At 71.0% G+C, this 25,152-nt stretch carries 22 protein-coding genes; 18 read left to right on the top strand and 4 right to left on the bottom strand.

Going from position 1 to position 25,152, the window contains the following annotated elements:
- The first annotated feature begins 48 nt into the window (after window positions 1–48).
- A complete protein-coding gene (menD, locus tag H490_RS22835; protein ID WP_017883777.1) occupies window positions 49–1,821 on the top strand; it encodes a 2-succinyl-5-enolpyruvyl-6-hydroxy-3-cyclohexene-1-carboxylic-acid synthase in 1,773 nt (590 codons plus the stop codon).
- Window positions 1,822–1,964: 143 nt separating this feature from the next.
- Window positions 1,965–2,837: a PPK2 family polyphosphate kinase gene (locus tag H490_RS22830; RefSeq protein WP_017883776.1), complete on the top strand. Its 873-nt coding sequence runs from the start codon at window positions 1,965–1,967 to the stop codon at window positions 2,835–2,837.
- Between the two features lie 52 nt (window positions 2,838–2,889).
- Here the strand turns inward: H490_RS22830 and H490_RS22825 are convergent, their stop codons facing one another.
- A complete protein-coding gene (locus tag H490_RS22825) occupies window positions 2,890–4,266 on the bottom strand; it encodes an isochorismate synthase (RefSeq protein ID WP_017883775.1) in 1,377 nt (458 codons plus the stop codon).
- A gap of 194 nt (window positions 4,267–4,460) precedes the next feature.
- On the opposite strand from H490_RS22825, the gene ubiE reads away from it, so the two are divergent.
- From ubiE to H490_RS22810, 3 genes are read left to right on the top strand one after another with little or no spacing between them, the layout of a single operon-like run.
- Complete coding sequence (gene ubiE / locus H490_RS22820) at window positions 4,461–5,222, top strand: bifunctional demethylmenaquinone methyltransferase/2-methoxy-6-polyprenyl-1,4-benzoquinol methylase UbiE (RefSeq protein ID WP_017883774.1); 762 nt, start codon at window positions 4,461–4,463, stop codon at window positions 5,220–5,222.
- Between the two features lie 8 nt (window positions 5,223–5,230).
- On the top strand, window positions 5,231–6,277 hold the full coding sequence (locus tag H490_RS22815; RefSeq protein ID WP_017883773.1) for a polyprenyl synthetase family protein: 1,047 nt from the start codon (window positions 5,231–5,233) through the stop codon (window positions 6,275–6,277).
- A gap of 2 nt (window positions 6,278–6,279) precedes the next feature.
- Window positions 6,280–7,656, top strand: a complete 1,377-nt coding sequence (locus H490_RS22810) for an FAD-dependent oxidoreductase (protein WP_017883772.1) — start codon at window positions 6,280–6,282, stop codon at window positions 7,654–7,656.
- A 29-nt stretch (window positions 7,657–7,685) separates the two neighbouring features.
- Here H490_RS22810 and H490_RS22805 read toward each other — a convergent pair whose 3' ends face one another.
- The gene (locus H490_RS22805; protein ID WP_017883771.1) at window positions 7,686–9,287 is read right to left on the bottom strand and encodes a PucR family transcriptional regulator; all 1,602 of its coding nucleotides are present in this window, start codon (window positions 9,285–9,287) and stop codon (window positions 7,686–7,688) included.
- 85 nt (window positions 9,288–9,372) lie between these two features.
- Between H490_RS22805 and lysA the strand changes: the two genes are divergently transcribed.
- From lysA to H490_RS22785, 4 genes are all read left to right on the top strand, one after another.
- Window positions 9,373–10,701: a diaminopimelate decarboxylase gene (gene lysA / locus H490_RS22800; RefSeq protein ID WP_017883770.1), complete on the top strand. Its 1,329-nt coding sequence runs from the start codon at window positions 9,373–9,375 to the stop codon at window positions 10,699–10,701.
- A gap of 63 nt (window positions 10,702–10,764) precedes the next feature.
- A complete protein-coding gene (locus H490_RS22795) occupies window positions 10,765–11,700 on the top strand; it encodes an ABC transporter substrate-binding protein (RefSeq protein WP_017883769.1) in 936 nt (311 codons plus the stop codon).
- Window positions 11,697–12,689 carry an amino acid ABC transporter permease gene (locus tag H490_RS22790; RefSeq protein ID WP_017883768.1) on the top strand — a complete coding sequence of 331 codons (993 nt, stop codon included), beginning with the start codon at window positions 11,697–11,699 and terminating at the stop codon, window positions 12,687–12,689. Before H490_RS22795 ends, H490_RS22790 begins: the two co-directional genes overlap by 4 nt.
- Window positions 12,686–13,489, top strand: a complete 804-nt coding sequence (locus tag H490_RS22785) for an amino acid ABC transporter ATP-binding protein (RefSeq protein ID WP_017883767.1) — start codon at window positions 12,686–12,688, stop codon at window positions 13,487–13,489. The genes H490_RS22790 and H490_RS22785 overlap by 4 nt, the downstream gene beginning before the upstream one ends.
- A 48-nt stretch (window positions 13,490–13,537) precedes the next feature.
- Here the strand turns inward: H490_RS22785 and H490_RS22780 are convergent, their stop codons facing one another.
- Window positions 13,538–14,401, bottom strand: a complete 864-nt coding sequence (locus H490_RS22780) for a Sir2 family NAD-dependent protein deacetylase (RefSeq protein WP_017883766.1) — start codon at window positions 14,399–14,401, stop codon at window positions 13,538–13,540.
- An 87-nt stretch (window positions 14,402–14,488) separates the two neighbouring features.
- On the opposite strand from H490_RS22780, the gene pyrE reads away from it, so the two are divergent.
- The 9 genes from pyrE to H490_RS22735 all read left to right on the top strand — a co-directional run bounded on the left by pyrE (window position 14,489) and on the right by H490_RS22735 (window position 23,797).
- Entirely contained in the window at window positions 14,489–15,043 is a 555-nt protein-coding gene (pyrE, locus tag H490_RS22775; protein WP_017883765.1) for an orotate phosphoribosyltransferase, read from the top strand.
- Window positions 15,044–15,398: 355 nt separating this feature from the next.
- Complete coding sequence (locus H490_RS22770) at window positions 15,399–15,896, top strand: RidA family protein (protein WP_031289928.1); 498 nt, start codon at window positions 15,399–15,401, stop codon at window positions 15,894–15,896.
- A gap of 59 nt (window positions 15,897–15,955) precedes the next feature.
- Window positions 15,956–17,080, top strand: a complete 1,125-nt coding sequence (locus H490_RS22765; protein WP_017883763.1) for an ABC transporter substrate-binding protein — start codon at window positions 15,956–15,958, stop codon at window positions 17,078–17,080.
- 78 nt (window positions 17,081–17,158) lie between these two features.
- Entirely contained in the window at window positions 17,159–18,064 is a 906-nt protein-coding gene (locus H490_RS22760) for a branched-chain amino acid ABC transporter permease (RefSeq protein ID WP_017883762.1), read from the top strand.
- A 2-nt stretch (window positions 18,065–18,066) separates the two neighbouring features.
- On the top strand, window positions 18,067–19,923 hold the full coding sequence (locus H490_RS22755) for an ABC transporter permease subunit (RefSeq protein WP_017883761.1): 1,857 nt from the start codon (window positions 18,067–18,069) through the stop codon (window positions 19,921–19,923).
- 2 nt (window positions 19,924–19,925) lie between these two features.
- Window positions 19,926–20,633: an ABC transporter ATP-binding protein gene (locus H490_RS22750; protein ID WP_323749070.1), complete on the top strand. Its 708-nt coding sequence runs from the start codon at window positions 19,926–19,928 to the stop codon at window positions 20,631–20,633.
- A gap of 73 nt (window positions 20,634–20,706) precedes the next feature.
- Window positions 20,707–21,432 (top strand): FadR/GntR family transcriptional regulator, encoded by a 726-nt coding sequence (locus H490_RS22745; protein WP_017883759.1) that lies wholly within the window; start codon window positions 20,707–20,709, stop codon window positions 21,430–21,432.
- Window positions 21,429–22,961 carry a gamma-glutamyltransferase family protein gene (locus H490_RS22740; protein ID WP_017883758.1) on the top strand — a complete coding sequence of 511 codons (1,533 nt, stop codon included), beginning with the start codon at window positions 21,429–21,431 and terminating at the stop codon, window positions 22,959–22,961. Before H490_RS22745 ends, H490_RS22740 begins: the two co-directional genes overlap by 4 nt.
- A 56-nt stretch (window positions 22,962–23,017) precedes the next feature.
- Window positions 23,018–23,797, top strand: a complete 780-nt coding sequence (locus tag H490_RS22735; RefSeq protein ID WP_017883757.1) for a sulfite exporter TauE/SafE family protein — start codon at window positions 23,018–23,020, stop codon at window positions 23,795–23,797.
- 100 nt (window positions 23,798–23,897) lie between these two features.
- Here H490_RS22735 and H490_RS22730 read toward each other — a convergent pair whose 3' ends face one another.
- Entirely contained in the window at window positions 23,898–24,722 is an 825-nt protein-coding gene (locus tag H490_RS22730) for an HAD-IIA family hydrolase (protein WP_017883756.1), read from the bottom strand.
- Window positions 24,723–25,152: the final 430 nt, after the last annotated feature.

Genomic DNA, 25,152 nt, shown 5'->3' with positions numbered 1-25,152 from the left:
CCTGGCGGTGACGGGTCGGGAGCCCCCGCGGGGCCGGCCGCGTCTTCGGTGTTCGCGGTGGAACTGCTCGGAGAGCTGATCCGCCGCGGCGTGCGCGACATCGTGGTGTGCCCGGGGTCGCGCTCGCAGGCGCTCGCCCTCGCGGCGGCCGCGGCCGAGCGGGCCGACGCGATCCGTCTGCACGTGCGCCTCGACGAGCGCTCGGCGGCGTTCTTCGCGCTGGGCGTTGCACGTGAAACGGGGGTGCCCGCCCCGGTCATCGTGACGAGCGGCACGGCCGTCGCCAACCTGTCCCCCGCGGTGCTCGAGGCGCATGAGGCCCGGGTGCCGCTGATGCTCATCACCGCGGACCGCCCCGACGAGTTGCGCGGCATCCGCAGCAATCAGACCACGAGCCAGGCCGGCCTCTTCGGCTCAGTCGCCCGCCTGTCACTCGATGTGCCCGCTCCCGAGTTCGAAGCGGGCGGCGACCTGCCGCGGGATCCGGGCCGCGACCCCGGCGCCCTCGCCCAGGCCGCGCTGCGGGCCTCGCTCGGGGCGCCGGGAGCGGCCCCCGCCGGTCCGGTGCAGCTCAACATCGCGTTCCGAGAGCCGCTCTCGGGAACGCGCGGCTTCGACGCGATGATCGGCCGCGGCTTCGAGGCCGCCGCCGACGAGGGGTCGGCGATCCGGGCCGCGTCGGTCACGCCGCGCGACGGTGCAGTCGACCCCGCGGATGCCGACGCCTACGTGCACCGGGGCGACGCACTCGCGGTGGTGATCGCGGGGGAGGGCGCGGGACCCGAGGCCGAGGCCTTCGCCCACGCCGCGGGGCTGCCGCTGCTCGCCGAGGTGGTGAGCGGCTCGCGCTTCGGGCGCGAGACGATCGCGGCCTACGCCACCCTGCTCACCGCTCCGCGCGAGGACGGCCCGCCCCTCGGCGAGCTCGTGGAGCAGGCCGTCGTGTTCGGCCACCCCACGCTCACCCGCCAGGTGCCCGCTCTGCTTCGACGCGACGACGTCGACGTGGTCGTGGTCGATCCGCACCCCCGCGCCGATCACTACGATCCCGCCCGCGCCGCCCGCGTCGTGCCGCGCGTGCGGGTCGCCGATGATCACGATCCGCGCGCGCTGCGCCGCTGGCTGGGGGCCTGGGTGCTGGCCGACCGCGAGCTGCTGCGCGAGCGCACCACCGTGCACGAGCCCGACCTCGAGGCGGCCCTCGCCACCGGCTACAAGGAGCGCAGCGCGTATGCGCGCGCCGAGGTCGCCGCGATGCGCGAGCCGATCTCGCGAGAGCTGCTCGTCGAGAGCGTGTGGCGCGCCACCTGGCCGCACGACCGGTTGGTGCTCGCCGCCTCGCGACTCGTGCGGGTGCTCGACGGCCTCGCCGCCGCGCGCAAGGTCGACGTCCACGCCAACCGCGGCCTCGCCGGCATCGACGGCACGGTCGCGACGGCGCTCGGGATCGCCGCAGCCAGTCAGGGCGACGCGGATCCCGCGCGGGCCGCTGGCACCACGCGCGTGCTGATCGGCGACCTCGCGCTGCTGCACGACGCGGGCTCCCTGCTGCTGCCCGAGGGAGAGCCGACCCCGCGCATCCAGCTCTTCGTCGGCAACGACGGCGGCGGAACCATCTTCGACGGCCTCGAGGTCGCCGGTGCGGCCGATCCCGAGCTCTTCACCCGTGTGATGCGCACGCCGCAGCGGGCCGATCTCGAGTCGCTCGCCCGCGCCTACGGCTGGGAGTACCGCTGCGTCGCCACGCGCGGCGAGCTCGAGAACCTGCTCACGGAGCCGGTGACGGGCCCGAGCCTCGTCGAGATTCCGCTGGCGCCATAGCTCCGTCGGAGCGCGGCTGCGGGCGATACTCCCAGCGGGAGGCGCGCGCCGCGGCGGCGAGGACGGCCCGACGGCGCGGCGGCGAGGACGGTCCGACGGCGCGGCGGGCATACAGTGGAGGGGACGCCGACGGAGGAGGACGCATGACCGGGGGATTCTGGACCGACGATGTGACGCGGCTGCTGCGGGTGGGGCCCGGCTTCGACCTGCGCGACGTGGATCCCGACGCGAAACCCGGCACCGAGGCCCGCAAGCGGGAGGGGATCGAAGAGCTGGTCCGTTCGGCGCAGCAGCTGCGCGGCCTGCAGGAGAAGCTCTTCGCCCAGAGCCGGCTCGGGGCGCGCGACCGGCTGCTCGTGGTGCTGCAGGCGATGGACGCGGCGGGCAAGGGCGGCATCGTGAACCACGTGTTCAGCCAGGTCGAGCCCTACGGGCTCGCGCTCTCGGCGTTCAAGGCCCCCACGGAGGAGGAGCGCGCCCACGACTTCCTGTGGCGGATCGAGCCGCGCGTGCCCGCGCCCGGCATGATCGGCGTGTTCGACCGCTCGCACTACGAGGACGTGCTGATCCAGCGCGTGCGCGGATTCGCGCCTCCCGAGGAGATCGAGCGCCGCTACGGCGCGATCGTCGACTTCGAGCGGCGGCTCGTCGACGACGGCGTGCGCGTCGTGAAGATCATGCTGCACATCTCTCCCGAGGAGCAGGCCGAGCGCCTGCTCGCCCGTCTCGACGACCCCGAGAAGCACTGGAAGTACAACGCGGGCGACGTCGACGAGCGCGAGTTCTGGCCCGAATACATGGACGCCTTCGGCATCGCGATCGAGCGCACCGCCACCGAGCGGGCGCCCTGGTACGTGGTGCCGGCGAACGCGAAGTGGTATGCGCGAGCCGCGGTGCAGCGCATCGTGATCTCGGAGTTGCAGCGGATCGATCCGCGGTGGCCCGAGGCCGACTTCGACGTCGCGGCCGAGCGCGCCCGCATCGAGCGCACCGCCGGCATGCGCTGGCCCGCCTGAGCCTTCCGCACGCCGAGGCGGCCTGACCCCGCCGAGGGGCGAGGCGCGGAGCCTACTCGGCGAAGGCCTCGGTGATGGGGCGCAGCTTCGAGACCGTCTCGCCGAGCTCGTGCTCGGGATCCGAGCCCGCCACGATGCCGCCGCCGGCGCTCGCCACGATCGGGCGCGACCCGTCGGCGGCGGGCTCGCCCAGCTGCGCGCACCGCAGCGCGATCACCCACTCGCCGTCGCCGGCGGCGTCGATCCAGCCGACGGCGCCCGAGTAGCGGCCGCGGTCGAAGGGCTCGAGCTCGGCGATCGACTCGACCGCGGCCGCGGTCGGCGTGCCCGCGACGGCGGCGGTCGGGTGCAGTGCGCCGACCAGCTCGATCGCCGAGCTGAGCTCGTCGAGCGTCGCGCCGAGGTCGGTCGCGAGGTGCCACACGTTCGGCAGGCGCAGCGGGAAGGGCTCCTCGCTCGTGCGCAGATCGCGAACGTGGGGCGACAGCGCCGTCACCACGCTCTGCACGGCGAAGGCGTGCTCGTGCTGCTCCTTCGCGCTCGTCAGCAGCTGGGCGCGGGCGCGGGCGTCGCGCTGCGGGTCGTCGTCGTGCCTGGCGCGGGTGCCGGCGAGCACGCGGGCGGAGACGGCGCCGCCCGTCGAGCGGATCAGCGTCTCGGGGCTCGCGCCGACGAGGCCGTCGACCGCGAAGGTCCAGCAGTCGAGGTAGCGCTCGGCGAGCCGCCGCAGCGGCACCCGCAGATCGGCCCCGGCTTCGACGCGCCCCTCGATCTGGCGGGCGAGCACGATCTTCTCGGCCTCGCCTCGGGTGATGCGCTCCACCGCCTCGTGCACGCCCGAGATGTAGGCGTCGACCGAGTCGCGCGTCGACCGCCCGCTGCCGTGGGGGAGGGCCCGCGGCGCGAAGGCGGTGCCCCGCCACTCGCCTGGCGCGGCAGCGGCGGGGAGCTCGGGCGCCGACGATCGCGCAGGGGAGCCCGGGGCTTCGGCACCGGGCACTTCGACGCCGGGGGCTTCGACGCCCGTGATCTCGGAGCCCCCTGCCTCGTCGACTCTCGAGATCTCGGTGATCCAGGCGGCGTCGCGATGCCGGGCCACGACGAGGCGGGGCACCACCAGCACGCTCTCGGCGGTGCTGCGGTCGTCGAAGGCGAAGGCGCCGAGCGCGACGAGGCCCGTGCCGGGCAGACCCACCGGATCGTCGATCTCGGCGGCCGCGGCGAGGCGGCGCCAGTGCTCGGCGGCGTCGCGGAAGCGGTTCGGCCCGCGGAAGCCGAGGCGCAGCACTTCGCCGAGGCCGACGCTGCCGCGGTCGTCGCGGTGCCAGAGCATGGGCCGCTGCGGGTCGGCGAGGGAGAGCAGATCCGGGATGCCGGCGAGACTGCGGGTCACCGCACGCAGCCGGGGCACCTCGGGATCGCTCGTCACCCGCACCAATCTACCGGCTCGGCCTGGGTGCCGCCGAGGCGCCCGGACCGGGCCGACGCTCTCCGCGGAGACGACGCCACGAGTCGGCCCGGGCGAACGCGCGAGCGCGTGCGGTTCGCGCGGGCATCGCGCGCGGTGTCGGACGGCGGCGGGCTCCATGCCAGTCCCGAGGTGCGAAGGACTAGCATGGAGGGGTGACCCGACCCGACACCGAGACCAAGCATGCGGCCGATGTTTCAGCCATGTTCGACGAGGTGTCCCCTCGCTACGACCTGATCAATGACGTGCTCACCGTCGGCAACGACCGGCTGTGGCGCATCGCCACGACTCGTGCGATCGCCCCGCGCAAGGGCATGCGGATCCTCGACCTCGCCGCGGGCACGGGCACCTCGTCGGCCGCTCTGGCCGCGCACGGCGCGCACGTCATGGCCGCCGACTTCTCGGAGGGCATGCTCGCCGAGGGGCGCCGCCGTCACGCCGATAACGACCTGATCGACTTCGTGTGGGCCGACGCCACGCAGCTGCCCTTCGACGACGACAGCTTCGACGCGGCCACCATCTCCTACGGGCTGCGCAACGTGAGCGATCCGCGCAAGGCGCTCGCCGAGATGAGCCGCGTCGTGAAGCCGGGCGGGCGGGTGGTGATCGCGGAGTTCTCGACGCCTCCGTCGTCGCTGATCCGGAGTCCCTACCAGTGGTACGGCCGCCATGTGCTGCCCCGCATCGCGGGCCTCATCAACCGCGAGGCGGCCGAGGCGTACCGCTATCTCAACGAGTCGATCGAGGCGTGGCCGGATCAGGCCGAGCTCTGCCGGTGGATGCGCGGGGCCGGCCTCGACCGCGTCGCCTACCGCAACCTCACCTTCGGCATCGTGGCGCTGCACCGCGGCTTCGTATCCAGGGCCTCGACCGACGCTTCGAAGACCGACACCCCGAAGGGCGGAGCCACCCAGTGAGCCGTTCCATGGCCGAAGACACTGCGACCCAGGCGTTGCCCATGCGCCTCTTCCGTGGCGTGCAGGATCGCCGGCACGCGAAGGAGCTGCAGCAGCAGCTCGAGCTGATCGAGTCCGAGCTGACCGAGCACCTGCGCTTCGCGTCGCCGGTAGCCGACGCGCCTGCGCGGTACCTCATGGAGGCCGGCGGCAAGCGGATCCGACCCATGCTGACCCTGCTCACGAGCGAGCTCGGCAGCGGCCCGAACGAGCAGGTGCGCCGCGCCGCGCAGGCGGTGGAGATGACGCACCTGGCGTCGCTGTACCACGACGACGTGATGGACGACGCGAAGCTGCGCCGGGGGGTGCCGGCGGCCCAGACGGTGTGGTCGAACTCGGTGGCGATCCTCGCCGGAGATCTGCTCTTCGCGCGAGCCTCGACGCTCGTCTCCGGCATGGGCGAGGAGGCGATCCTGCTGCAGGCGCGCACCTTCGAGCGCCTCTGCCTGGGCCAGCTGCACGAGACGGTGGGACCGCAGCCGGGCGACGAGCCGATCGAGCACTACATCCAGGTGCTCGCCGACAAGACGGGCGCGCTGATCGCGACGGCGGCCCGCATGGGCGTGATGTTCGGCGGCGCTCCGGCCGAGTACGCCGACCCGGTGATGGAGTACGGCGAGCGCATCGGCGTGGCGTTCCAGCTGATCGACGACGTGATCGATCTGTCTCCGAAGAAGGAGCAGACGGGCAAGCGCGCCGGCACCGACCTGCGCGCGGGTGTCGCGACGCTGCCGCTGCTGCTGCTGCAGCAGCGGGCCGCGGCGGGCGGCGCCTCGGACGCCGAGCTGCTGGGCAGGATCGAGACGGGCGTCTCGGCCATCCGCGAGGGCGCGGATCCGGCCGTGCTCGACCCCGAGGTCGAAGAGCTGCGGGCCCACGAGGTGACCCGCGAGACGGAGGCCACGGCGCACCGCTGGGCCGAGGATGCGAAGGCCGTGCTCGAGGTGCTGCCGAAGACCTCGGTGCGGCGCGCGCTCGAGCGCATGGCCGATTCGATCGTGAACAGGGAAGGCTGAGAATGAGCAAGATGCGACTGGCGATCGTCGGGGCAGGGCCGGCGGGGATCTACGCCGCCGATCTGCTGCTGAAGGCGGAGCGCGACTTCGAGGTCGAGATCGACCTGTTCGAGCAGCTTCCGGCGCCGTACGGCCTCGTGCGCTACGGCGTCTCGCCCGATCACCCGCGCATCAAGGGCATCATCACCGCGCTGCGCGAGGTGCTCGACAGCGGTGACATCCGCTACTTCGGCAACGTGCGCTACGGCGAGGACATCACGCTGGCAGACCTCAAGAAGCACTACCACGCGGTGATCTTCGCGACGGGCGCGATCCGCGACGCCTCGCTGAACATCCCCGGCATCGACGCCGAGGGCTCCTACGGCGCCGCCGACTTCGTGAGCTGGTTCGACGGGCACCCCGACGTGCCCCGCACCTGGCCGCTCGAGGCGCGCGAGGTGGGCGTCGTCGGCAACGGCAACGTGGCGCTCGACATCTCGCGCATGCTGATCAAGCACGCCGACGACCTGCTGCCCACCGAGATCCCCGACAACGTGTACGCGGGGCTCAAGCAGAACCCGATCGAGGAGCTGCACCTCTTCGGCCGCCGCGGCCCCAAGTACGTGAAGTTCACGCCGCTCGAACTGCGCGAGCTCGGCGAGGTGCGCGACGTCGACATGGTGGTGGACGAGCGCGACTTCGACGTCGACGACGCCTACGCCGACGAGACGCTCTCGAAGAACAAGCAGGTCGTGGTGATGACCCGCATCATGGACAAGTGGCGGGCCGAGCAGCAGCAGCGCGAGGCCGGCGAGGTCGAGCCGGCGTCGCGCCGCCTGCACCTGCACTTCTGGTCGAAGCCGGTCGAGGTGGTCGTCGAAGACGGTCGCGTGGCCGGCCTGCGCGTCGAGCGCACCGCGCCCGACGGGCAGGGCGGCGTGATCGACACGGGCGAGTTCGAGGTGATCCCGATGCAGTCGCTCTACCGCGCGGTCGGCTACTTCGGTTCGCCGCTCGACGAGATCCCCTTCGACGACGCCCGCGGCGTGATCCCGAACGCGCAGGGCCGCGTGCAGGATCTCGAGGGCGAGCAGATCCCCGGCGTCTACGCGACGGGCTGGATCAAGCGCGGACCGGTCGGTCTCATCGGTCACACGAAGAGCGACGCCATGGAGACCCTCGAGTGCCTCATGGAGGATCGGGCGAACTGGTGGCGGCCCGAGGCTCCCGAGGCGGAGGCGATCCCCGAGCTGCTGCACGCGCGCGAGGTGCCGTACACGACGATCGAGGGCTGGCACCGGCTCGACGACCACGAGCTCGGCCTCGGCGAGCAGGCCGGCCGCACCCGCGTCAAGGTGGTGCCGCGCGACGAGATGACGCGCATCGCACGCGCCGAGTAGCGCACCGCGCCCTCGCGGGTTCCTTCGGGTCAGACGGCCCCGACTCCGCAGCGCAGCTGCAGCCACGCTGCGAGCAGCGTATCCGGATCGTAGAGGTCGACGCCGTGGTGCTCGTGCGCCCGCTTCAGGCGGTAGCGCACCGTGTTCTCGTGGATGCCGAGTTCGCGCGCCGTGCGAGCGACGTTGCCGAAGGCGCCGCACCAGGCGATGAGGGTGTCGGCCACGAGGGGGTCGGTCTCGCGCAGGAGCCCGATCGCCGGCGACCCCAGTTCGGGGGCTTCGGCGAAGAGGGCGGCGGCCCGCTCGAAGACGAGCGCGGGTCGCAGGGCCTCGACGGTGAGCAGGCGCGCGTCGGGCGCGTCGGCGGGCGCCGCGGGCGCGACGTCGAAGAGGCGTGTCGCGAGGTCGCGCAGCGGTGCGATCTCGCCGGGCCTCGACGCGACGCCCGGCAGCGCGACGCGCACGCCGGGCCCGAGCAGCCGGTCGATGACCGGCAGTACGGGCTCGACGAGATCTCGCGGCGACCGGGATCCGGCGTGCTCGACGAGCGCGTAGACGCGGCCGCCGCGCACGGCAGTGACCGCCTCGGGGCGCTGGAGCACGAGGTGGCGCTGCAGGAGGGAGCGCAGGTGCGCCGGGAGGGGCGAGTGCTCGCGCTGCTCGGGGAAGAACACGAGGAGCTCTGCGCCGTGCTCTTCGGAGATGCCGAGTTCGGCGAACTCCGAGCCGCCGACGTCGTCGCCGTCGAGCAGGGTGCGAAACCGGTCCTCGCGGGGCTGCTGGGTGGCGCGTCGCACGCGCAGGTCGTCGAGCATGTGCGATGCGGCGAGGGCTGCGGCGGTGCGCATGCGCTCCTCCTGCTCGGCGGTGAGCTCCGGGGCGCCGCTCGCATCGATCGCCCACACGGTGCCGAGGGGCAGGGTGCCGGCGTGGATCGCGAAGGCGACGCGCGGCTCCTCGTCGTCGAGGCGCGGGTACTTGATCGGCTCCGTCGACCGGAGCACGGTGCGGTACTGGTCGTCGTTGAACGGGGAGTCCGGCACCTTCCGGGTGAGGATGCCCTGGGTGCGGAGGCGGTCGATGACCTGCCCGGGCACTGAGGAGTAGGCGATGATGCGACGGCCGAGGTCTTCGATGGCGACGGATCCGCCGAAGAACTCGGCGAGCTCGTTCGCCAGCGCGAAGAGCGGTTCTGCGCCCCGGTCGCGGTGGGTGTCCTCGCTGTAGCGGTGCTCGCCGAGCAGCTGGGCGATGAGCGCGTCGAAGATGCGCCAGCTCACCCGCTCGCCGACGCGGATGAGGGGGATTCCGGTGCGGCGCGAGATCCCCGCCAGCGCGTCGACGTCGGCGTCGCGGCACTTCAGCGCGATGGCGGCGTAGCCGAGTCGCGCCGCGAGAACGGCGAGCGCCTCGAACTCGGCCGCCGCGGCCTGCGTGGTCGAGGGGGCCAGGAGGAGCGTGTCGGGCTCGTCGGGCAGCTCCTCGAGCGCGTCGTGGAACTCGGCGGCGCGCACGGTGCGGCCGGCCGGGTCTGCGCCGACCGCGGTCGCCGTGTGCGGGCCCAGCTCCGAGACCAGGGCCTCGAGTCGCAGCGCACCGTCCGCAGGACTTGTCGAAATCTTGGATTCCATGCCGTAAATATATAAGAAAACCACAATATAGGCGGGGGCCTAGGTGCCTAAAGTGGGTGTCACGACGACGTGAACGGAGATCCCAGTGGCCCACACACAGACGCTTGCCCGCACCGCCCCCGACGGCACCAGGCTCGATGACCTCTGGAGCATCCTCCCCGAGGAGTCCGCTCGCATCGACGGCCCGCGCGGCGGCGAGCTCGCGATCGGCGGCGTCGGGGTCACCGAGCTCGCCGAGACGTACGGCACCCCGCTGCACATCATGGACGAAGCCGGGCTGCGGCGCCAGATCCGCCGCTTCATCGACGGCCTCGCCGAGCGCTGGCCGAACTCCGAGGTGCTCTTCGCCTCCAAGTCGCTGCCGGTGCCGGGCATGTACCGCATCGCGCACGAGGAGGGCCTCTCGGTCGACGTCGCAGGCGGTGGCGAGCTGCGGCTCGCGCTCGCGGCCGGCGTGCGGCCCGAGAAGCTCCACTTCCACGGCAACGCGAAGACCGACGCCGAACTCCGCATGGCGCTCGAGGCGGGCGTCGGGGCGATCATCGTCGACAACGAGGACGAGCTGGATCGGCTCGAGCGGCTGCTCGAGCGCCCGCAGGCCCTGCTCCTGCGAGTGATCCCCGGCGTCGAAGCCGAGACCCACGCCTCCCAGGCGACCGGCGGCGCGAAGTCGAAGTTCGGCCTGCCGATGGACCAGGCGAAGCGCGCCATCGCCCGGATGCAGGCGCACCCGCTCATGCACTTCGAAGGGGTGCACCTGCACATCGGCTCGCAGATCCTGAACACCCGGCAGTTCGCCGAGGCGGTCGCCAACATCTCGACCGTCGGCACCTTCGGCACCTACGACGTGGGCGGCGGGCTCGGGGTGCAGTACACCTACGACGAGACCCCGCCGTCCGTCGACGAGTACCTCGACGCGATCGTCGCCGCGGCTCGCGAGCACCTGCCGGCAGACGCCCGCCTCATGATCGAGCCGGGCCGATCGGTCGTCGCGCGCGCGGGGGTCACCCTGTACCGCGTGGTGTCGGTGAAGCGCACGGGCGACGTCTTCGTGGCGATCGACGGAGGCCTCGCCGACAACCTCGACATCGCCCTCACCGCGCAGCGCTACGAGGCGCTGCTCGCCGACCGCATCGACGAGCCGTGGACCGAGACGGTGCAGCTCGTCGGTCGCCAGTGCGAGTCGGGCGACCTGTTCATCGACGGCGCCCCGATGCCCGCGGCGCGGGTGGGCGACCTCGTGGTGATGCCCGGCACGGGCGCCTACAACTACACCCTCGCGAACAACTACAACGGCGCCCTCAAGCCCGCCATCGTGCTCGTGCGAGACGGGGAGGCCCGCCTCGTCACCCGACGCGAGACCTACGACGACCTGTTGCGCCTGCACGAGCCGGTGCTCGGCGCGCGCGACTGACGCCGGGCGCGGCGTCCGCCGCGCCCTCCGACCCCCATCCTCCTCCAACGACGAAGGACCCCCATGAAGAAGACATCCCTCACCCTGCTCGCAGCTGCGGCCGCGCTCGCGCTGGTCGTCACCGGCTGCTCGAACACGACGACCTCGGGAGCCGGCGCCGCGAGCGGGTCGGGCGCCGATGACGGTCTGCCCGTCGGCGATGAGATCAGCACGACGACCGACGCGGCGCTCACCGAGCTGCTGCCGGAGGAGATCGTCGAGAAAGGGCGGATCGACATCGCCGTCGACATCCCCTTCCCGCCGATGGCGATGTACGACGAGACCAACCGTGCGGTCGGCTTCGATCCCGAGCTCGGCCGGCTCATCGGGCAGAAGCTCGGCATCGACGTCTCGCTCAACAAGCAGGCCTTCGACTCGGTGATCCCGTCGCTGCAGGCGGGCAAGAACGACATCATCATGTCGGGCATGAACGACACCCCGGAGCGCCAGGAGACCCTGAGCTTCGTCGACTACACCCACGGCGGCTTCGCCATCGCCGTGAAGCACGGCAACCCGGAGGGCATCACCACCCAGCGCGATCTCTGCGGGCTCACGGTGTCGGTGCAGAAGGCGACCATCCAGGGCGAGCTGCTGCGCGCGATGGACTGCGGCATCAACGTCATGGAGCTCCCCTCGGATCTCGACGCGCAGACCGCCCTCCGCGCGGGCAAGAGCCAGGCCTATACCGCCGACGCCGTCGTCGCCGAGTACGTCGTCGCGACGACCGACGACGGGAAGGCGTTCGAGATCGTGCGCGACCCCGAGAACCCCTCCGGCTTCAATCCCGTGTTCAGCGGTATCGGGATCCTCAAGGACGACACCGAGCTCGTCGAGGCCGTGCGCGCCGCACTCCAGGCGCTCATCGAGGAGGGCGCCTACCAGCAGGTGCTCGACCGCAACAACATCGGCGCCTACGCGGTGGAGACCGCCGCGGTGAACCAGGGGAAGGCCGCCTCGTGACCGCGCCGATGATCTCACGAGGCTCGGCTGCGGCAGACCAGGGGTTCTCCACCGACGACGACGTCGAGGCGATTCCGCTCCGGCGCCCCTGGTGCTGGATCAGCGCGGTCGTCGTGCTCGCCCTGATCGTGTGGTTCGTCGGGATCATCGCGACGAACCCGAACCTCGACTTCACGACGGTCGGCGCGTTCCTCTTCGACGCCCGCATCCTCGAGGGGGTCTGGCTCACGATCCTCATCACGGTGATCTCGATGGCGGTGTCGACGGTGCTCGCGATCGTCATCGCCGCGATGCGGCTCTCCTCGAACCCGGTGCTGCTCAGCGTCGCCTGGTTCTACGTGTGGGCGTTCCGCGGCACGCCGGTGCTCGTGCAGATCGTACTCTGGGGCTACCTCGGGCTGCTGTTCGACCAGATCCGCCTCGGCATCCCACTCACCGACGTCGTCTTCTGGTCGATGGACACGAACGCGCTCGTCACGCCGTTCATCGCCGGCCTGCTCGCGCTGACGCTCAACCAGGCGGCCTACTCCTCCGAGATCGTGCGCGCCGGCATGATGTCCGTCGACGAGGGGCAGCGCGAGGCCGCCTACTCGCTCGGCATGTCGCCGCTCTACACCTTCCGGCGGGTGCTCCTGCCGCAGGCGATGCGCGTGATCATCCCGCCGATGGGCAACGAGCTCATCTCGATGCTCAAGAACACGTCGCTGCTGTCGGTGATCGCGGTGATGGAGCTCTACACCCAGGCCTCGGTGATCTCCTCGTCGAACCTCAAGCAGGTCGAGCTGCTCATCGTGGTGAGCATCTGGTATCTGCTCATGACGAGCGTGCTCTCGGTGCCGCAGTACTACCTCGAGCGCCGCTTCGGCCGGGGCAGCACCCGCAATCTCCCGCCCACTCCGCTGCAGCGCCTCCGGGCGGCGCTGCAGAGCCGCAAGCCGGGCCCCGCGCCCGCGCCACCCACCCACGCCGTCGAGGTGATCGGAGCATGACCATGACGCAGACCACGACCGCGCCCGAGACTTCGCCGGCCGAAGCCCTCGTGCAGATCCGCCGCGTGCGCAAGAGCTTCGGAGCCCACGAGGTGCTCCGCGACATCTCCCTCGCCGTGCCCGCGGGCTCGGTGACCGTGCTCCTCGGCCCGTCGGGCTCCGGGAAGTCGACGCTGCTGCGCTGCGTGAACCACCTCGAGACGATCGACGGCGGCCGCATCATCGTCGACGGCGAGCTCATCGGCTATCGACAGGCGGGGAACAAGACCCACGAGATGACCCCGCGGCAGATCGCGAGGCAGCGTCAGGGCATCGGCATGGTGTTCCAGCGTTTCAACCTCTTCCCGCACCTGACCGCGCTCGAGAACATCATGGAGGCGCCGGTGGGCGTCGCGGGGCGCTCCCGGGCGATGGCGAAGGGCCGGGCGCTCGAACTGCTCGACCGCGTCGGCCTCGGCGACTTCGCGGGCCACTACCCGGCGCAGCTCTCGGGCGGCCAGCAGCAGCGGATCGCTATCGCACGGGCGCTCGCGATGGATCCGAAGCTGATGCTGTTCGACGAGCCGACCTCGGCGCTGGATCCTGAGCTCGTCGGCGACGTGCTCGACGTGATGCGCGAGCTCGCCCGGGACGGCATGACGATGATCGTCGTGACGCACGAGATCGGCTTCGCGCGAGGCGTGGCGGACCAGGTGGTGTTCATGGACGGCGGCGTCGTCGTCGAGGCCGGACCGCCCCACGAGGTGCTCGACCGCCCGCAGCGGCAGCGGACGCGCAACTTCCTCGAGAGCGTCAAGTGACGGAGGCGGCCCGTGCCGCGGGAACGACCCGCGGGCGGGCCGCCGCCGTCAGACGCGGACGTCGAGTGCGGAGGCCAGAGCGCTGAGCGTCTCGCTCGTGCCCCCCTCGATGCGCACGGCGACCGAGTCGCGGCGGTCGACCGCGGTCGGCCCGCGGTTGATGACCGCGATGGGGATCCCGCGCCGTTCGGCGCGATGCAGCAGCCGCATGCCGGTGTTCACCGCGAGCGAGGTGCCGACGAGCAGCAGCGCGCTCGCGTCGCGCACGAGCGTCTCGGCGGCGCTGAACACCGCCGGCGGCACGGTCTCGCCGAAGTAGACCACGTCGGGGCGCAGCAGCCCGCCGCACGGGGCGCCGCGGCCCGGGCACGACGGCACGACGACACGCTCGGTGCCGGAGACCCTGGCGTCGCCGTCGGGTGCGATCTCGGCGTGCGCGTTGCGCTCCGCGAAGCCGGGGTTGAGGTCGTCGAACCAGCCGAGCACGTCGGCCCGGCTCCAGCGCGCGCCGCACCGCAGGCAGCGGATCACGCTGCCGTTGCCGTGCAGCTCGACGACGGTGCGGGATCCGCTGCGCCGGTGCAGGTCGTCGACGTTCTGGGTGATGACCCCGCCGATGCGGCCCGCCGCCTCGAGCCGCGCGAGGGCGAGGTGGCCGGCGTTGGGGGCGACCCCGCTCGATCGCAGGAAGCCGATGCGGGCCCCGGCCCAGAAGCGGCGCCGGTAGGCCTCGTCGTCCATGAACTGCGCGATGCTCATGGGGGTGCGCGGGGGCGTGCCCGCGCCGCGGTAGTCGGGGATGCCCGAGTCGGTGCTGATCCCCGCGCCCGTCAGCACGGCGGCCGGGCCCTCTGCGAAGAGCCGGGCCAGTTCCGCGGTGGCCTGCGGCTCACCGGCCTGCAGTGGTGACATGAACCCTCCCTGCACTCGAATCTAGGGCACGGGGCTGGGCGCGCCCGCTGCACCGGCGGCGATCCGAGCGCGAGTAGGATCTTCTGCATGACGACTGCGCGCGAACAGCTCATCGACCTCATCAAGAGCGAGGCCGTGTTCCACGGCGATTTCACGCTCACGAGCGGCAAGAAGGCCACGTACTACATCGATCTGCGGAAGCTGAGCCTCGACCATCGCGCGGCTCCGCTCATCGGCCAGGTGATGCTCGACCTCATCGACGACATCGATGGCGTGGTCGCCGTGGGCGGGCTCACGATGGGCGCCGATCCGATCGCGTCGGCGATCATGCACCAGGGCGTCGCGCGCGGCAGGGTCTACGACTCGTTCGTGGTGCGAAAGGAGCCGAAGGATCACGGCCGCGGCCGCCAGGTCGAGGGGCCCGACCTCGAGGGCAAGCGCGTCGTGGTGGTCGAGGACACCTCGACGACCGGCGGTTCGCCGCTCGCGGCCATCGAGGCGCTGAAGAAGGTGGGCGCCGAGGTCGTCGCGGTGGCCGTGGTGGTGGATCGCCAGGCGCCGGCGAAGGCGCGCATCGAGGGCGAGGGATACGAGTACCGCTTCGCGATCGGGCTCGAAGACCTCGGCCTGCAGCCGCAGTAGCCGTCGCTCTCCAGGCTCAGGAGGGGCTCCGCGATGTATCGCGGGGCCCCTCTTCTGCGTGCCCGGGCGGTGCCGAGAGGCGGATTTCGCATGAGACCGGTCTGCGCGGCGTGCGGAACCCGCCTCTCGGCCGCAGGTGCCTCGGTCTCAGGGTGACTCGGGCGCGGGGAGCCGCGGGCGCAAGGCGCTTCCCGAGGGGTGCTGTGTGACGACTTCGTTGCGGTCTCGAAAAATCTCCGCTGAAGGCTTCCCCTTCCGCTTCCGCCGCTATAAGCTCATGGACAGTCGGTCATTCGGTCAGACCAATAGTCCTGACTCAGCCGACACCTCAAGGACGAGAAGAAGGAGAAATATAGTGTCTGTCTCATACGAAGCCCGCGTGGCCGAGCTCGGTCTCGATATCCCCGACTACAGCGACGGCGGCTACCACGGCACCTACTACGGCACGATGAAGGCGTTCCACAAGACCGGGAACCTGCTCTTCCTCTCGGGCCACGTCGCCGACATCGTGGGCCACAACGGCCAGCCCACCCACGCCGGCCGTCTCGGCGCCGAGGTCACCGTCGAGCAGGGCTACGCCGAGGCTCGGCAGACCGCGCTGAACTGCCTGGGCACGATGCGCCTCGCGCTCGGCTCGCTCGACCGCGTGAAGTGCCTCGTGAACTCTCTGAACTTCGTGGTCGCGGCGCCCGACTTCGTCGACGTGAACCTGGTCTCGTGCGGCGCCACCGACCTCTTCCGCGACGTGTTCGGCGAGGAGAACGGACTCGGCGGCCGCGCCACGATCGGCGTCACGTCGCTCGCCGCGAACCACTGCTTCGAAAACTGGATGACGATCGAGACGGTCGACTGACCTCCGAACCGACGGATGTGATGAGAATGTTGAGCAAGAGAACAGCCAAACTGGCGGTCGTGACGGGCGTTGCGCTCCTCACGCTGAGCGCGTGCTCCTCGGGCGGCTCTGGCGGCTCTGGCGAGGGAGGCGGCTCCGAGGGCGCGATCCCGATCGGATACACGGCGACCCTCTCGGGCGACTTCGCGAGCTACGGGCTCGAGATGCGCGAGGGCATCGACCTGGCGATCGAGGAGATCAACGCCGACGGCGGCGTGCTCGATCGCGACCTCACCCTCGAAGGCGTGGACGACGAGGGCAAGCCCGCCAACGGCCCCGTGGTCGCGCAGGAGTTCTGCGACGACGCCGAAGTGCCGGTCGTTCTCGGCTTCAGCTTCTCGAGCGTCGCGCTGTCGGGCCTGCCCATCTACACGCAGTGCGGCCTGCCGATCATCGCGTCGGCTGTCACGTCTCCCGAGCTGAGCGGCGCGAGCGACATCTTCTTCCGCACCGTGTTCACCGACGCCTACCAAGGCGCCGAGGCGGCGAAGTTCATCGCCGAGAACCGGGGCGTGGAGAAGGTCGCCGTGCTGTATCAGCAGGACGACTACGGCAAGGGCGTCGCCGACGCGTTCAGTGAGGGCTTCGAGGAGGCCGGCGGCACCGTCACCAGCTCCCAGGCCTACCAGCTGGGCACGGTGAACTTCGCGAGCACGGTCGACACCGCACTGCGCGACGACCCCGACGCGGTCTTCATCGGCGGCTTCTACACCGAGGCCGGCAAGATCGTGAACCAGGTGCGCGACGCCGGATCCGACGCGCCGATCTTCGCCTCCGACGGTGCCGCGAGCCCGCTCTTCATCGACCTCGCAGGCGCCAACGCCGAGGGCGTCGAGGTCTACTCGGCCTTCTCGGCGAGCGACGACAGCCCCGAGGCCGCCGCGTTCGTCGAGGCCTTCACGGCCAAGTACGACAAGGAGCCGAGCTCGTGGGCCGCACTCGCCTATGACGCCACGTACATCGCGGCACAGGCGATGGAGACCGCCGGATCGACCGATCGTGCGGCCGTGGCCGAGGCGATCGCGGCCACCGAGGGCTTCCCCGGGGTCTCGGGCGAGATCAGCTTCGACGACGAGGGGAACCGTGTGGGCAACCTCACCTTCCAGCGCATCGAAGACGGCGCCTTCGTGGTCATCAAGGAGTAGCACCGCCCCGGTGGGCGCCGGCGACGGCGCCCACCGGGATCCTCATCCGGTTCCCCAGCAGGCTACGGAGATTAGGCAATGCAGGAAATCATCAACGGGCTCGCCGTCGGCGGCATCTACGGGCTTCTCGCCGTCGCGTTCAGCGTGGTCTACGGCGTCCTCGGCATGGTGAACTTCGCCTTCGGCGAGATCTTCATGTTCGGCGCCATCGGAGCCCTCGTCGCGGGCCAGACCAACATCCTCATCGCGGACGCGAGCGTCGACGGCCCGGGCCTCCCCGGCTGGGCGGCGATCCTCTTCGGGCTCGTCGTCGGCTCGCTCATCGGCTGGCTCATCGAGAGGATCGCGTATCGGCCGCTGCGCAACGCGCCGATCCTCTCCATGCTCATCACCGCGATCGCGGTGTCCATGCTGCTGCGCGCGGTCGCGACCTTCCTCTTCGGCGCCGCGCAACTGCCGGTGCCCCGCCCCGACCTCGGGGAGTCGCTCAACATCCTCGGAGCGAGGGTGCAGCGCATCGACCTCATCGTGCTCGGCGTCGCGGTCGCAGTGACCCTCGCCTTCTGGGCCGTGATCCGCTTCACCCCCATCGGCCGCGCGATCCGCGCGACCGCCGAGGACAAGGACGCGGCGAGGCTCATGGGCATCGGCGTCGACCGGGTCATCTCGACGACGTTCGTGCTCGGCTCGGCGCTGGCCGCGGTCGCCGGCCTCCTCTACTCGCAGCGGTACGGATTCGCGGCCGCCACGATGGGCTTCCTGCCGGGGCTCAAGGCACTGGTCGCGGCCGTGCTCGGCGGCATCGGCAGCATCCCGGGCGCCTTCGTGGGCGGCCTCGTGCTGGGCGTGAGCGAGGAGCTCGCCGCGTCCTACGTCCCGCAGGGATCCGCCTACCGCGACGTCATCGCGTTCGGGATCCTCGTGATCATCCTGTGGCTGCGCCCGCAGGGTCTGCTCGGCCGCCGAGAGGTACAGAAGGTCTAACGATGTCGAACACGTACACCGCCCCCATCGTCATCCTCAAGCAGGATCACGGCCTCAAGCGCTGGATCTGGCCCGCGGTCTTCCTCTTCGTGGGGTTGCTCGCACCGCTCGCGCTGCCCGGCGACAAGTGGATCCGAGTGGCGGCCCTCGCCCTCGTCTACGTCGCCCTCGCCTCCGGCCTGAACATCCTCGTCGGCATCACCGGCCTGCTCGACCTCGGCTTCATCGCGTTCTTCATCGTGGGCGCCTACACGACGGCCATATTCTGCACGAGAACGTTCGGCGTCGACCTCGCCGACAATCCCGCGGCGCTCGCGTGGGTGCTTCCACTGAGCGTGGTCGCCGCGATCGTGTTCGCGGGGATAGCGGGATCGATCATCGGCTATCCCACGCTGCGCGCCCGCGGCGACTACCTCGCCATCATGACCCTCGCCTTCGGCGAGATCGTGCGCATCGTCTCCATCAACTGGACCGAGTTCACCGGCGGCGCGGTCGGCATCCGCAACATCCCGGCGCTCACGCTCACCGGTGAGATCGTGCGGCCCCTGACGACGTACTACATCGTCTTCCTCATCGTGGTGATCCTCGTCGTGGCGCTCGCCTCGCTCATCGCGTCGCCCGTCGGCCGCGCCTGGGTCGCGATCCGCGAGGACGAGCTCGTCGCCTCGTCGATGGGCATCCGCACCCGCCGCTACAAGCTGCTCGCCTACGTGGTGGGGGCGTCGACCGCCGGTGTCATCGGCGTGTTCTTCGCCCACATGAACCAGTTCGTGAACCCCGACAGCTTCACGCTCGAGGACAACTTCATCGTGCTGAGCCTCGTGATCCTCGGCGGCGCCGGCACCCTGTGGGGGCCGGTGACCGGGGCGGTGCTGTGGATCTTCTTCCAGGCCGTCGCGAAGGACATCCCGCTCATCCAGGCCCACCCCGAGTTCCGCACGGGCTTCCTCGCCCTCATCGTCGTGATCCTCATGATCCTGCGGCCCGGCGGCATCATCTCCAAGCGCCTCGAGCTCACCCGGGCGCGGGGCCGCACCGAGGCGCCCGAGGGCGAGCTCATCGTGAACGAGCGCGACACCCCCGTCGCCGCCGGGGAGCCGGTGCTGAAAGTCGAGAACGTCAAACAGGTCTTCGGCGGCCTCGTCGCCCTCGAAGCGGTGACGTTCGAGCTCAGGCACGGCGAGGTGCTCGGCCTCATGGGCCCGAACGGCGCCGGCAAGTCGACGCTGCTCAACGCGATCTCGGGCGTCACCCGGGCGACCTCCGGCACCATCGAGCTGGGCGGCGAGCAGACGCAGAGCCTCGAGTCGAGCGCGGTATCGATGCGCGGCATCGCGAGAACCTTCCAGACCGTGCGCCTCTTCTGGGACATGACGGTGCTCGAGAACCTGCTCGTGGGCGGGCACTCGCGACTCGCGGGGTTCGCGCCGAAGTTCCTCTCGCCGTTCCCGTTCGTGCGGAAGCCGGAGCGGGCCACGGTCGACGAGGCCGAAGAAGTGCTCGCGTTCATGGACGTGTGGGACAGCCGCGACAAGCGCGCCTCGTCGCTCGACGCCTACCAGCAGCGCCGCGTCGAGATCGCCCGCGCCCTCATGACCCGACCGAACGTACTGCTGCTCGACGAGCCCGCAGCGGGCCTCAACGAGAGCGAGACCCGCGATCTCGCCCGCCTCATCAAGCGGATCGGCGAGCGCGGCATCGACGTGATCCTCATCGAGCACGACATGGATCTGCTCATGGGGGTCTCGGACCGGATCATCGTGCTCGACCACGGCATGATCATCGCCGACGGCACGCCCGCCGAGATCCGGGTCAATCCGGAAGTGCTCGAGGCCTACCTGGGGAGTGATGCGAAGTGAGAATTCTCGAGGTCGAAGGCCTGAACGTGCGCTACGGCGTCGTCAGGGCGGTCACCGACGTCGACATGCACGTCGATGAGGGCGAACTCGTCGTCGTGGTCGGCGCGAACGGCGCGGGCAAGAGCAGCCTGCTGCGCTCGATCGCCGGGCTCAACAAGAGCCGCGGCAGGACCTCCTTCCTGGAGAAGGACGTGTCGTCGAGTCGAGCCGAGCAGCGCGTGCGCGCGGGGCTGTCGCTCGTGCCCGAGGGCCGGCACATCTTCGGGCGCATGACGGTGTTCGAGAATCTGCAGATCGCCCACTGGGGCGCGTCGACCGACTTCTCCGCCGAGGTCGCGAGCGTCTTCGAGCTCTTCCCGCGGCTCGAGGAGCGCCGGCACCAGACCGCCGCGACGCTCTCGGGCGGCGAGCAGCAGATGCTCGCGCTCTCCCGAGCGCTCATCAGGCGCCCGCGATTGCTTATGCTTGATGAACCGTCGATGGGTCTCGCCCCGAAGGTGGTCGCGCAGATGTTCGAGGTGATCGAGGAGATCAACCGCTCGGGCACGAGTGTGCTGCTCATCGAGCAGAACGCCAGGATGGCGCTCGCGATCGCGCATCGGGGCTACCTCATGGAGACCGGCAGGATCTCGGGCGGCGGCGACGCGAAGGCCATGCTCGAGGACGAGCAGCTGCACGAGGCCTACTTCGGCAAGAGCACGGACACGTGATGATGCTCGGAGTGGACGAGTGCGGCCGGGCGGGCCGGCGGCGAGGCTAGCGAAGTGAGAATGGAAGTGCGCAATGGACTGGGATTCGATCAACAGGGGGGCGACCCTCTCGGTGCCCGACCGGCTCTCGGTCGACCTTGAACGCCTGATCCTCGAGGGCGAGCTCGCGCCGGGCGAGAAGCTTCCGGCCGAGCGCGAGCTCGCGCAGCACCTCGGCGTCTCGCGCGTCTCGATCCGGGAGGCGCTGCGGGAGCTCGAGAACCGCGGGCTCATCGACCGCAAGCCCGGGCGGGGCACGATCGTACTGCGCCCCGGGGAGCGGGCCACGATCGCCGACGACCTGCTCGACACGGTCGCGGCGCTGCGGCCCGAGATCCACGACATCATGGAGCTGCGCGCCATCGTCGAGCCGCCCATCGCCCGCCTCACCGCCAGCCGGGCGACGCAGCGCGATCTGGCGCAGCTGCGGGAGCTCGTCGAGTCGATGGAGAAGGACGTCACGAAGGAGCGGTACGCCGAACTCGACCGCGCCTTCCACCAGTCCATCGCGCAGTACACCCACAACCCGCTGCTCGCGCTCATCAACGAGCAGATCGCGCAGCAGATCGCTCCGAGCCGCGCGAGCCGCTACCAGACGAAGGAGCGCCGCGAGGCGTCGAGCGTCGCGCACCGGCGCATCTTCGAGGCGATCGCGGAGGGCGACGGAGACCTCGCCGAGAGCGAGGCCCGGGCGCACGTGCTCGACATCGCGCAGCAGATCGCCCTGGCCGGGCGAGAGAAGGGAGCGAAGCAGTCATGACCGGAGCACGCGGAGCGATCTCCACCTCTCACCACCTCGCCACCGAGGCCGGCGCCGCCGCCCTCGAGGCCGGCGGCAACGCGATCGACGCGGCCCTCGCCGCCGCGGCCGCCCTGTGCGTGGTGTACCCGAACAACGTCGCGCTCGGCGGCGACCTCGTGGCGCTCGTGCGCAGCCCCGACGGCGAGGTGCGCTTCCTCAACGCCACGGGCACCGCACCGGCGGCGCAGTCGCTCGACGCGCTTCGAGCGTCGTACGGCGAGATGCTTCCGCTGCGCGGCATCGACACCGTGACGGTGCCAGGTGGCGTGCGGGGCTGGGAGGCGCTGCACGAGCTCGGGGCGACGCGCAGGTGGGCGCAGCACCTCGAGGCCGCCGTCCGGTACGCCGCAGAGGGGGTGCCCACCGCCCGGTCGGTCGCCGCTGCCATCGTCGAGGAGCGCGAGGTGCTCGAGCTCGACGCGGGCTGCCGCGGCGTGTTCATTCCGGAGGGCCTGCCGCTCGTGCAGGGGCAGCCGCTCGTGCAGCCCGCGCTGGCCGCCTCGCTTCGCCGGCTCGCCGAGCACGGGGCCTCGGAGTTCTACGAGGGCGAGCTCGCGCGGCGCTGGGTCGCCGGACTCCAGGAACTCGGGTCGAAGATCGCGCTCGAGGACGCCGCCTCCTACGCCGCCTTCTGGGACGATCCGCTCGAGGGCGACTACGCCGGGCACCGCGTCATCACCGGGCCGCCGAACACCTCGGGGTTCATCCTGCTGCGCGCCCTCGAGGCCATCGCGGGCGGCATCGAGGATCCTCTCGGGTCCGGCGCGGGGGCGCTCGCCGACTCCTTCCGCGGCGGCAACGCCGTGCGGGCGGCGTTCCTCGCGGATCCCGCGGCGGGCGGCCCCACCGGCGCCGAGCTCATCGCGATGCGCCGCCCCGAGCACCCGCCGCCGCGCGAGGCGAAGCCGAGCGGCGACACCGTCGGCCTCAGCGCCGTCAGCGCCGACGGCTGGGCGATCTCGCTCATCAACTCGGTGTACTTCGGCTTCGGCGCGGCGGTGCTCGAGCCCGAGACGGGCATCCTGTTCCAGAACCGTGGCACCTCCTTCTCCCTCGACCCCGACTCGCCCAACGCGTTCGCGCCGGGCCGTCGACCGCGCCACACCCTCATGCCGGTGCTGATCCTGCGCGACGGCGAGCTCGCGTGGGTGCCGGCGACGATGGGCGGATCGGCGCAGCCCCAGATCCATACCCAGTTGCTGCTGCGCTCGCTCGCGGGCAGCACGCCGCACGAGGCGACGCACGCCCCGCGCTGGATCGTCGAGGAGCCCGGCGCCGACGGGGTGGTGCGCGCGCTCATCGAGGAGGACGTGGCCGTGGAGGCTCGTGACGCCATCGCCGCTGCGGGGTTCCCGCTCAAGACGGTGCCCGCGTACAGCGAGGATCTGGGACACTCGAATCTGATCCGCGTCACGCCGCAGGGGTACGAGGCGGCGAGCGATCCGAGGTCGGACGGGTCGGCGATCGTGGTCGACGGCACCGGCTGAGCCGGGCCATACGCTCCGCCCCGCAGATCAGCCACACCCTCGAGAGAACGAATTCCATGACTCAGCCCAGCCGTCCCAGCATCCTCATCCTCGCCGTCCTCGGGGCGGTCACGGGCCTGCTCTCAGGCCTCTTCGGCATCGGGGGCGGTGTGGTGCTCGTGCCGATGCTGGTGATGTTCCTCGGCTTCCAGCAGCGGCTCGCCGCGGGCACCTCGGTGGCCGCGATCCTGCCGGCGGCGGTCGTGGGTGGCATCGGCTACTCGCTGCAGGGCAACGTCGACTGGTTGGCGGCGGCACTGCTCGCCGCCGGTGTCGTCGTCGGCGCGCAGATCGGCAGTTACCTGCTGTCGCGCATTCCGACGGGTTTCCTGCGCTGGATGTTCATGGCGTTCCTGCTGGGTGTGGTGATCAGCCTGTGGTTCGTGATCCCGCAGCGCGACGCGGTGATCGACGTCACCCTGCTCACCGGCGCACTGCTCGTGGTGACGGGCCTGATCACGGGCGTGCTCTCGGGGCTGCTGGGCGTGGGCGGCGGGGTGGTCGTCGTGCCGGTGCTGATGTTCTTCTTCGGCGCGAGCGACCTCGTCGCGAAGGGCACGTCGCTCATCATGCTCATCCCGGGCTCCATCTCGGGCACGCTCGGCAACGCGCGACGCCGCAACGTCGACCTGCGCTCGGCGGCCGTGCTCGGCATCGCGGCGAGCGTGCTGTCGCCGCTCGGCTCGGTGATCGCCACCCACATTCCGCCGTTCTGGTCGAACGTGGCGTTCTCGGTGCTGCTGGCCTTCATCCTCGGCCAGATGCTGTTCAAGACGCTGCGCTCCGGCAAGAAGTAGCTCGGCGGCACTCTCTCCCGGGTACTGCCCGCCGAAGGGCGCGCACCGTCTCGCGCCGCAGGTGTCGACACCTCCTGCGAGCTGCAGGCGCGGTGACGGGTCAGCCCTTCGGCTTCGCCGGCGCCTTGCCCGTCTGCGGCAGCAGCTCGGCGACCGACGAGAGGATCTCATCCGGCCGGAACGGGAACCTCTCGATCTCGCGGCGGTCCGAGATGCCCGTCATCACGAGCACCGTGTGCAGCCCGGCCTCCATGCCGGCCACCACATCGGTGTCCATGCGGTCGCCGATCATGCCGGTGTTGTGCGAGTGCGCGCCGATCTGGTTGAGCGCCGAGCGGAACATCATCGGGTTCGGCTTGCCCACGATGTAGGGCACCTTGCCGGTCACCTTCGTGATGAGCGCGTTGATCGCGCCCGTCGCGGGCAGCGGGCCGTCGGCGCTCGGGCCGGTCGCGTCGGGGTTCGTCGAGATGAATCGCGCGCCGTTCATGATGAGGCGCACCGCCTTCGTGATCGCCTCGAAGGAGTAGTTGCGGGTCTCGCCCACCACCACGAAGTCGGGGTTCGACTCCGTCATCACGTAGCCCGCGTCGTGCAGGGCGGTCAGGATGCCGGCCTCGCCGATCACGAACGCCGAGCCGCCGGGCTTCTGCTGCTTGAGGAACGCGGCGGTGGCGAGCGCGCTCGTCCAGATCCGCTCCTCGGGCACGTCGATCCCGGAGGCGGCCAGCCGGGCGCTGAGGTCGCGGGCCGTGAAGATCGAGTTGTTGGTGAGCACGAGGTAGGGGATCTCCTGGGTGCGCCAGTGCTGGATCAGCTCCGCGGCACCCGGGATCGCGCGCTCCTCGTGCACCAGCACGCCGTCCATGTCGGTGAGCCAGCATTCGATCTCGTCGCGCCTGGAGGTGATCACGCTCTCGTCCATGCCTCCAGAGTAGTCGGGGTCTGTGAACGAGCGGTATCGCCGAGTGCCTGCGATCCGGCCCCGCCCGACGCCGGCCTCGCCCGTGCCCGCTCGACGCCGCCTCGCCCGTGCCCGCCGCTCTGCTCGCTTTGCCCCGCTCCCTCCCCACCCCCTGTGCTCAGGGCGGCCCGCTCCGAGCCGCTCCGCTCCCTCCGCCCCGCTCGGCGCACCGATCGAGCTTCAGGCACCCGATCTCCGCCGATCGGGGTGTTTGAACGTCGATCGGTGTCTTTGGAGGTGGCTTTGGAGAAGTCGGGGGTGGGGTTCGGGGAAGAGGGGAAGGGAAGGGGCGGGTTGGGAGAAGCCGGGGCGGAGGTTCGGGGAAGGGCGGGGCGGGGTTCGGTGAAGGGAAGGGGGCGGGCTCGGAGGAGGAAAGCGGATGGGGCGGACC

The organism is Leucobacter sp. UCD-THU (genome assembly GCF_000349545.1).
GTDB classification, from domain to species: Bacteria; Actinomycetota; Actinomycetes; order Actinomycetales; family Microbacteriaceae; genus Leucobacter; species Leucobacter muris.
Note: the sequence above shows the minus strand (reverse complement) of the source record. Positions and strands in the feature narration are given on the sequence as shown.

What these genes read in the sequence shown, in the direction of transcription:
- H490_RS22735 (WP_017883757.1), top strand. Translation starts at nt 23,018, where the DNA reads ATGACTCAGCCCAGCCGTCCCAGCATCCTCATCCTCGCCGTCCTCGGG.
- H490_RS22795 (WP_017883769.1), top strand. Translation starts at nt 10,765, where the DNA reads ATGAAGAAGACATCCCTCACCCTGCTCGCAGCTGCGGCCGCGCTCGCG.
- pyrE (WP_017883765.1), top strand. Translation starts at nt 14,489, where the DNA reads ATGACGACTGCGCGCGAACAGCTCATCGACCTCATCAAGAGCGAGGCC.
- H490_RS22830 (WP_017883776.1), top strand. Translation starts at nt 1,965, where the DNA reads ATGACCGGGGGATTCTGGACCGACGATGTGACGCGGCTGCTGCGGGTG.
- H490_RS22755 (WP_017883761.1), top strand. Translation starts at nt 18,067, where the DNA reads ATGTCGAACACGTACACCGCCCCCATCGTCATCCTCAAGCAGGATCAC.
- H490_RS22785 (WP_017883767.1), top strand. Translation starts at nt 12,686, where the DNA reads ATGACCATGACGCAGACCACGACCGCGCCCGAGACTTCGCCGGCCGAA.
- H490_RS22780 (WP_017883766.1), bottom strand. Translation starts at nt 14,401, where the DNA reads ATGTCACCACTGCAGGCCGGTGAGCCGCAGGCCACCGCGGAACTGGCC.
- H490_RS22730 (WP_017883756.1), bottom strand. Translation starts at nt 24,722, where the DNA reads ATGGACGAGAGCGTGATCACCTCCAGGCGCGACGAGATCGAATGCTGG.
- H490_RS22760 (WP_017883762.1), top strand. Translation starts at nt 17,159, where the DNA reads ATGCAGGAAATCATCAACGGGCTCGCCGTCGGCGGCATCTACGGGCTT.
- H490_RS22815 (WP_017883773.1), top strand. Translation starts at nt 5,231, where the DNA reads ATGGCCGAAGACACTGCGACCCAGGCGTTGCCCATGCGCCTCTTCCGT.
- H490_RS22810 (WP_017883772.1), top strand. Translation starts at nt 6,280, where the DNA reads ATGAGCAAGATGCGACTGGCGATCGTCGGGGCAGGGCCGGCGGGGATC.
- H490_RS22740 (WP_017883758.1), top strand. Translation starts at nt 21,429, where the DNA reads ATGACCGGAGCACGCGGAGCGATCTCCACCTCTCACCACCTCGCCACC.
- H490_RS22745 (WP_017883759.1), top strand. Translation starts at nt 20,707, where the DNA reads ATGGACTGGGATTCGATCAACAGGGGGGCGACCCTCTCGGTGCCCGAC.
- H490_RS22805 (WP_017883771.1), bottom strand. Translation starts at nt 9,287, where the DNA reads ATGGAATCCAAGATTTCGACAAGTCCTGCGGACGGTGCGCTGCGACTC.